General features: G+C 63.6%; 6 protein-coding genes. 3 read left to right on the top strand and 3 right to left on the bottom strand.

Features of this window, described 5'->3' with window-relative positions:
• Positions 1-329 precede the first annotated feature (329 nt).
• The 3 genes from BRA62_RS07060 to BRA62_RS07050 all read right to left on the bottom strand — a co-directional run bounded on the left by BRA62_RS07060 (position 330) and on the right by BRA62_RS07050 (position 4,195).
• Positions 330-2,969, bottom strand: coding sequence for an aminotransferase class V-fold PLP-dependent enzyme (locus BRA62_RS07060; RefSeq protein WP_292365867.1), 2,640 nt, complete (start codon positions 2,967-2,969; stop codon positions 330-332).
• Positions 2,970-3,026: 57 nt separating this feature from the next.
• Complete coding sequence (locus BRA62_RS07055) at positions 3,027-3,578, bottom strand: hypothetical protein (protein WP_292365866.1); 552 nt, start codon at positions 3,576-3,578, stop codon at positions 3,027-3,029.
• Positions 3,579-3,655: 77 nt separating this feature from the next.
• Positions 3,656-4,195 carry a nitroreductase family protein gene (locus BRA62_RS07050; RefSeq protein ID WP_292365865.1) on the bottom strand — a complete coding sequence of 180 codons (540 nt, stop codon included), beginning with the start codon at positions 4,193-4,195 and terminating at the stop codon, positions 3,656-3,658.
• Between the two features lie 93 nt (positions 4,196-4,288).
• Between BRA62_RS07050 and BRA62_RS07045 the strand changes: the two genes are divergently transcribed.
• The 3 genes from BRA62_RS07045 to BRA62_RS07035 all read left to right on the top strand — a co-directional run bounded on the left by BRA62_RS07045 (position 4,289) and on the right by BRA62_RS07035 (position 6,600).
• Entirely contained in the window at positions 4,289-4,600 is a 312-nt protein-coding gene (locus BRA62_RS07045; protein ID WP_292365864.1) for a DUF1894 domain-containing protein, read from the top strand.
• Positions 4,601-4,780: 180 nt separating this feature from the next.
• Complete coding sequence (locus BRA62_RS07040) at positions 4,781-5,410, top strand: DUF47 domain-containing protein (RefSeq protein ID WP_292365868.1); 630 nt, start codon at positions 4,781-4,783, stop codon at positions 5,408-5,410.
• 5 nt (positions 5,411-5,415) lie between these two features.
• Complete coding sequence (locus BRA62_RS07035) at positions 5,416-6,600, top strand: inorganic phosphate transporter (RefSeq protein ID WP_292365863.1); 1,185 nt, start codon at positions 5,416-5,418, stop codon at positions 6,598-6,600.
• Positions 6,601-6,787 lie beyond the last annotated feature (187 nt).

Raw genomic sequence — 6,787 nt, 5'->3', positions numbered from 1 at the left:
TCGCACTCCCCGTCAGCCCCTCTTCGCACCTTCGGTGCTCGAACTCTGCTCCTCGCACCTAACGGTGCTTACGTTCGCTATCGCTCACGCCTCGAAACCCTGCGGGTTTCTCGAACTCCGTCCTTTCAGGACGTCGTTCTCCGGAGCGTCGTTCCCCCAATGGCGATATCCTCACGGTCCACTGCATGGGGAGATCCCTGGAAGAATCGTGCACGGCTTCCTGCCGGTTATCGCCACGCACTGCCCGCCCCCCTCGGGGGCGGGAGGAGCGCGAAGCGCGGGCGGTGGGGGGACTGAAAGAGGTTGACTGGCAATTCCAGGAGACAGCTCTACCGCCCCCGGCAGATCTCGTCGACGGCCGCAACCAGGAGGTCGATCTCCTGCTCGGTCGTGAAGGCCGCCATGCTCGCCCGCACCGTTCCCTCCGGGAGGTTCAGGTGCTCCATGAGCGGCTGGCAGCAGTGGTGCCCTGACCGCACCATGATATCCGCATCCTCATCAAGCATCTGCGCGGCCTCCTGTGGGTGGACACCGTCGATGGTGAACGAGACGACCCCGATCCGGGCACCCGGTTGCCGGCCGGCGTAGACCGTGACCCCGTCTATCCCGGAGAGCCCCTCGATCAGCCGGGCGGTCAGGCGTTCCTCGTGCCGGTGGACCCGGTCCATCCCGATCGCCGAGAGGTAATCCACGGCGACGCCGAGCCCGATACCGCCGCCGACATTCGGCGTCCCGGCCTCGTAGCGCTGGTAGCCCTCCGCCGGGTCGTAGCCTTCGGCAGTCACGTTCGCGACCATGCCGCCGCCGACGTTCGGCGGCTCGAAGAGCAGATCGCGCATCCAGAGGACGCCGGTCCCGGTCGGCCCGAACATCTTGTGCCCCGCAAAGCAGAGGAAGTCGCAGCCGAGGTCCGCGACGTCGACCGGCATGTGCGGCAGCGACTGGGCTCCGTCCACCAGGAGGAGCGCCCCGTGCTCCCGGCAGAGCCGGGAGATCTCGGGGACCGGCGTCGTCACGCCGAGGACGTTCGAGGCGTGGGTGACGGCGACGAGCCGGACGCCGCCCCCGGCCAGGGTATCCTCGAGCGCGGCGAGATCGAGCGAATAGTCGGCGTCGATCCCTATCATATCGAGCGCGACGCCCTGCTTCGCAAGCGCCCTCCAGGGGAGGAGGTTTGAGTGGTGCTCGATGATGGTGGTCGCCACGCGGTCGCCCGGCTTCCAGGAGAGGCCCTGCGCGACCATGTTGATCGCGTCCGTGGCGTTCTTCGTAAAGACCGTCACCCCTGCTTCGCCGTTGATGAACCGTGCAACCTTCTCGTGGGCGTGCCAGTAGCGCTGTGTCGCGATCCGGGTCAGGCGGTGGACGCCGCGGCCGACGTTGGCCCGGTAACGGTGCTCGAACTCGACGAGCGCCTCCACCACCGGCTCCGGCGAGAAACTCGTCGCTGCATTGTCCAGGTAGATGATGTCGCCGAGGATCGGGAAGTCCTTGCGGATCTCGTCCGGGGTAAACTCAGTCTCCGCCGGCGGCGCCGGCTCACGGGAATCCATACTCTTCATTTCTGCCACTTTTACCGCCTCCCTGACCGGGGCTTCCCGCAGGGTGAAGTCGTCGTTGACGACGATGCCCCGGTCCCTGCAGACCTCGCGCATCTTCGGGGGCAGAGCCCGCCACCGCCAGAGCCCCCACCGGTGGTAAGCGTCCGGCAACCCATTCTTCCCCGCCCAACGGATAAGGAATTCGTCCCACCGGTCCGTCAGTTCGGGATGCATCTCCCGGAGCCGCTCGTACTCGCTCTCGAGCACCGCCGGGCAGAGGTAGCAGCCTATCCGCTCAAGTCCCTTCTCGTAAAGCGGGTTCATGGGGGCCTTCTGCCACCAGAGGTAGAGGAAGACCTCGAGCGCCCGCCAGTTCCGGATCGGCGAGATGTTCAGCTGCAGGGGGTTTGCCGGGTTCTGGCTCGTCTCATCAAGGTCGGCACGGTTCCAGGACTCGTACCAGCGGTTCCCCTGGATGGTGACGCAGGGGCCGATCCCGGCAAGGTAGATCTTCAGAGGATGGAGTTTCAGGAGTTTGCAGCACCAGCGGCGGTCCTTCCCCGGCGGCCCCGCCTTCTCGACCGCCTGGAAGAAGTCGCCGCCCTTCCGGATGACCTCAACGCCCTCTGACGCCACGAACTCCACGGTCTCGGGGAGCTCGATCCCGGTGTCGATGAAGAACGCCTTCTCCACCCCCGCCTTCCGGGCGAGGTGGAGGACGGCGGTGCTGTCCTTGCCGCCGGAGAACGAGACGTTCACGCACGGCCGGTCGTTCATGTGCTTTTTTATGGTGCGGACGGCGTTGCGTTCGAGGTTCTTTAAGTGGTAGCGGTTCTTCTCGATCACCGTATCCCAGTCCGGGTCGGGCCGGGTGCGGGGCTCGACGGAGACGAGTTCCTTCACCCTGACCTGCCCGTCCCTGACGACGCCGGTGCCGTACCGGTTTTTGTAGGATACGATGACCGTCCCGTCGGGCACGGGGGTCGCCAGGGGGAACCGTTTCCCGCCGACACGGCCCTTATGGGTTTTCACGGCAGGCTCGGCCTCGAGGTCGACGATCCCCCGGGTTGCATGCGGCAGGATGTACGGGAGCGCCTCGGGCGCGATATCGAGGCTGAACTTCCGGGTGACGGGGTCGAACGAAAGCCAGCCGAACCGCTCGCCGTGCACGATCACGAGGTCGGCACGGTCGACGCCGCCGGTCTTGTTCAGGAGCACGACCCGGGGCAGGGGGACGTCGCCGAACCGTTCGGCAAGAAGGCGCCGGATGAGGGCCATGTCGGCGGCGAGTGCCGGGCGGACGTCGTGCGGCTGCAGGAGCTCGATCCCCCTGACTCTCGTCTTGCAGGCGCAGGTCCGCCCGATGAGGGGGACGTTGCACCGGTCGCACCAGTAGAGGAATTTTTTAACTGCCGGTTCGCGTATCACTTGAAGAATGGTTGGCGGCTGCAGGCATTAAGTCGACCGACAGAGGGGCTCATCCTCTCACGATCGCCTCACCAGCAGGCCGAGACCGGCGCCGAGGACGACCAGCAGGACCGCCGCAGCCGCAAAGACGGTACCGGCATGCCGCTGCAGATGAACGCCGGGGTAATCCTGGCCCGGTTCCGTGACGTCGATCGGGACGCGGGCGTCGGCGCCGGAGACCGGGTCGATGACGACGAGCAGGAGCCTCCCCGCCGGCAGCTCCGAGGATGCGATCACCCCGCGGAAATGCCGGGTGCTGCCGTCGGGCCCCTTACGTCCGTCCACCGGAATCGTGTATCCCGCGACGAGCGAGCCTGAAACGACGCTGTAGATACGCGCATCGACGCTCTCCGGAGGACGGTAGAAACTCGCGTCCCGTGTCCAGACGGCGGAGACGGCAAGGTCTTCGTTTCCGGAGGGGGTTTCGTTCGAGACCGAGACAAAAAGATCGGGGAGCAGCGGGGGTGTCGCGCTCGAGACGGCGCAGGGTACAATGAAGAGGGCGGCGAAAGCCGCGAGAACGAAGAGACGAATCCCGGGCGGGCAGCCCGGCATTCCATACGGCTTCATACCCGGGTATCCGCCCGGCATACGATAATTGTTCCCCTCTCTCGGGCACAGCAAAGGCCGGTATCGGCCGCTCCCGCTCACCAGTGCTCATAGCGCACCAGTTCCGATACCCCCTTGCGCTGCTTTTCCCGCGGCCGGTCGGCGGGATACCCGAGCGGGGTGAACGCGACCGGCTCGGCGTCCCCGGGGATGCCCAGCACCTCGCGCGCCGCGCTGATATCGAAGGCGGCGACCCAGTGGGTTCCAAGCCCCAGGCTCGCGGCCGCGAGCGTCAGGTGGTCGATGGCGATTGCCACGTCCACGTCGCTGTAGTTCTTCCCGTCGGAGCGGGTCCATGCCTCAGACGGGACGGTGCAGGCGCAGATGAGGAGGGGAGCCTCCCGGAAGAACGATCTGGAGTAGATGCGGGCGAGTTCGTCCTCCTTCCCGGCGGTACGGATGACGATGAGCCGGAAGGGCTGCCGGTTCGCCGCCGTCGGCGCCAGGCGGACGGCATCGAGCACCGCACCGAGTTTCTCGTCCTCGACGGGTTCTTTTTTAAATGACCGGACGCTGTAGCGGTTCCGTGCAAGGTCAAGGAAACCTTCGAAGGTCTTGGAAAGTTTCGGGGTGGCCATGGTGGCCGCATCGTCCTGCCCTCTATATATGGTTGACCTCCGGAACGGCGACCGGCGCAAGATATTTATTCGCATAACGACGAACAACCTGCGATGCCATCCCGCTGTGTAAACAACCTCGGTGGAAAAGTGCTCCTCCTGAACGCAATGCCGGAAGAAGTAAACGAATACGTCCGAAAGCACTGCAGGGAATACTACGAGATGCCGCCGGACTTTGTGTTCAGAGACATCCGGATGCTCCTGAAATCCCCCATGCTCGTCGGGCTTCAGGTCAGGAGGAGAAGGATCCTGCTGCCGTTCACGAAGCGCTGCGCCGGCCCCGGAACCATGCTCTACGAGATCGCGGCAAAGAAGGCCGACCTCGACTTCATCCGCAACAATCTCCCGAAGGTATCGGAGGATTGAAAGGGGAGACGAGGACGGCCATAACCGGATCCGCGACAGTTTCTCCAGCGGGTAGGGCAGTTCGCCCGCTACGGGGACTCGTGCTCCCGTCCACCCCGTTTCACCGTAGCCCGCCGCCCGACAGCAGGGCGTGACCGATCGCTATATAGTGCCTGACTGAAAAACGCTATATTGATCATTGTGGGCATTAAGGAGTGGGTGGTCCCCCAGGATAAGGTTTTTTTTGATCTCTTCGACAGTCTGGCTCAGACGGTCGTTTCCGCAGCCGATCTGCTCGTCGAGTTCGTCGAGAACTTCGAGAACGTGAAAGAGCAGTGCCATCGGATGAAGCAGATCGAGCACAAGGGAGACGAGATCACACACGAGATCTACGAGCAGCTGAACCGGACGTTCATCACGCCGCTCGAGCCGGAAGAGATCTCCCGCCTTGCATCGGCGCTGGACGACATCCTCGACTATATCGACGGCACTGCACAGCAGATGTACAGTTACGGCATCACCAAGACCGACGATCAGATGATCGAGCTCGCAAAACTGATCCGGCTGAGCGTCATCGAGATCGAGAAGGCCGTAAACGGCATCAGGTCGATCAAAAATCCCGGCCTGATCGAGGAACGGTGCATCGAGGTGAACCGCCTGGAGAACGTCGCGGACAACGCCCTCGGTCACGCCATCATGGACCTCTTCAAAACGGAAGATGCGATCACCATCATCAAACTCAAGGATATCTACGAAAACCTTGAGATGGCGACCGATAAGTGCGAGGACGTCGCAAACGTCTTAAGCGACATAGCCATCAGACACTCCTGACCGCTATGGACCCGATCATCATCCCCGGCATTCTTCTTGCCCTCCTCTTTAATTTTGCAAACGGCCTGAACGATGCCGCAAACTCGATTGCCACCATCATCGCGACCAAGGCCTTAACGCCCCTGCAGGCAGTCCTCCTCGCAGGAGTTTTCAACCTCCTCGGCCCGCTTCTCTTCACCACGGCGATTGCGGCAACCATCGGGAGGGGGATCGTCGACCCTTCATTCCTTACACCGACGCTGATTCTCATGGCCATGGTCGGCGCGGTGCTCTGGGTCCTCGCGACCTCATTCCTCGGGATCCCGGTATCGAGCAGCCACGCCCTGATCGGGGGGCTCCTCGGTGCCGGCATTGCAGCCGCCGGAACGGGGGCGGTACTCTGGCCGTCGCTTGCGCTCATCGGGCAAACCGTCATCTACGGGCTCGCAGGTGCAATCCTCGGTGCGATTGTCACGGGTGTGTTTGCACATCGGAGGGGCGAGTTCAGGCCGTGGAACCTCATCCTCGGCGGGCTCATCGGGGTGACGGTGGCCATCCCGCTCGCCATTGCAACCGGGTTTCTGAAGATCGGCGGGATCCTGGCGGTCCTGATCTTCATCGTCGTCTCCCCAATGCTCGGCCTCATCTCCGCTTTTGCCCTCGGCACCCTCGTCGCCTGCATCTTCCGCGACCATCCCCCGCGGCGCTTATCCCGCCTCTTTAAGAACCTCCAGATATTTTCAGGATCGTTTCAGGCTATCGGCCACGGCAGCAACGATGCCCAGAACGCGATGGGCATCATCACCGCCATGCTCCTTGCCGGCGGGCTGATCTCTGAGTTCTCCGTGCCGCTCTGGGTCATCCTCGCCTCTTCGCTCGCCATATCGCTCGGAACGCTCCTCGGGGGGTGGCGGGTCATCGATAAGATGGCAAACCGGATCACCAGGATCCGGCCCTACCAGGGGTTCGCCGCATCGACCGCCGCGGGGAGCGTCCTCTCCCTGATGACCGCCTTCGGCGTCCCGGTCTCGACGACCCACGCGACAACCGGCGCGATCATGGGCGTCGGCGCAACGCGCGGCTACTCGGCGGTCAAGTGGGGAGTGGTCCGCGAGATCCTCATCGCGTGGGTCCTGACCATACCGGCGGCGGCGGTCGTGGCCGGAGGGTGTTATCTTATTGCACGGGCACTGGCCGGCGGGGGATTTTAAGAGGGCGAGACTGTGTGACCGGATGGAGCGGGCCTGATCCCGGTCGCTCACCATAACGGTTTCAATAATGTTTCTAGTAACTGAACGTTGCAGGGCGAAGTCTGACGCGGTCATACTCTCCTGAAATCCCGGGCAATCATACAATCCCATCCACGGATTTCGTGGGGATATCGGCCCCGGGGGAGGG

This window comes from Methanoculleus sp. UBA208 (genome assembly GCF_002498065.1).
In the GTDB taxonomy this organism is placed as follows: domain Archaea; phylum Halobacteriota; class Methanomicrobia; order Methanomicrobiales; family Methanoculleaceae; genus Methanoculleus.
This window is presented reverse-complemented; position numbering and strand designations above follow the sequence as displayed.

What these genes read in the sequence shown, in the direction of transcription:
- BRA62_RS07055 (WP_292365866.1), bottom strand. Translation starts at nt 3,578, where the DNA reads ATGAAGCCGTATGGAATGCCGGGCTGCCCGCCCGGGATTCGTCTCTTC.
- BRA62_RS07050 (WP_292365865.1), bottom strand. Translation starts at nt 4,195, where the DNA reads ATGGCCACCCCGAAACTTTCCAAGACCTTCGAAGGTTTCCTTGACCTT.
- BRA62_RS07045 (WP_292365864.1), top strand. Translation starts at nt 4,289, where the DNA reads ATGCCATCCCGCTGTGTAAACAACCTCGGTGGAAAAGTGCTCCTCCTG.
- BRA62_RS07035 (WP_292365863.1), top strand. Translation starts at nt 5,416, where the DNA reads ATGGACCCGATCATCATCCCCGGCATTCTTCTTGCCCTCCTCTTTAAT.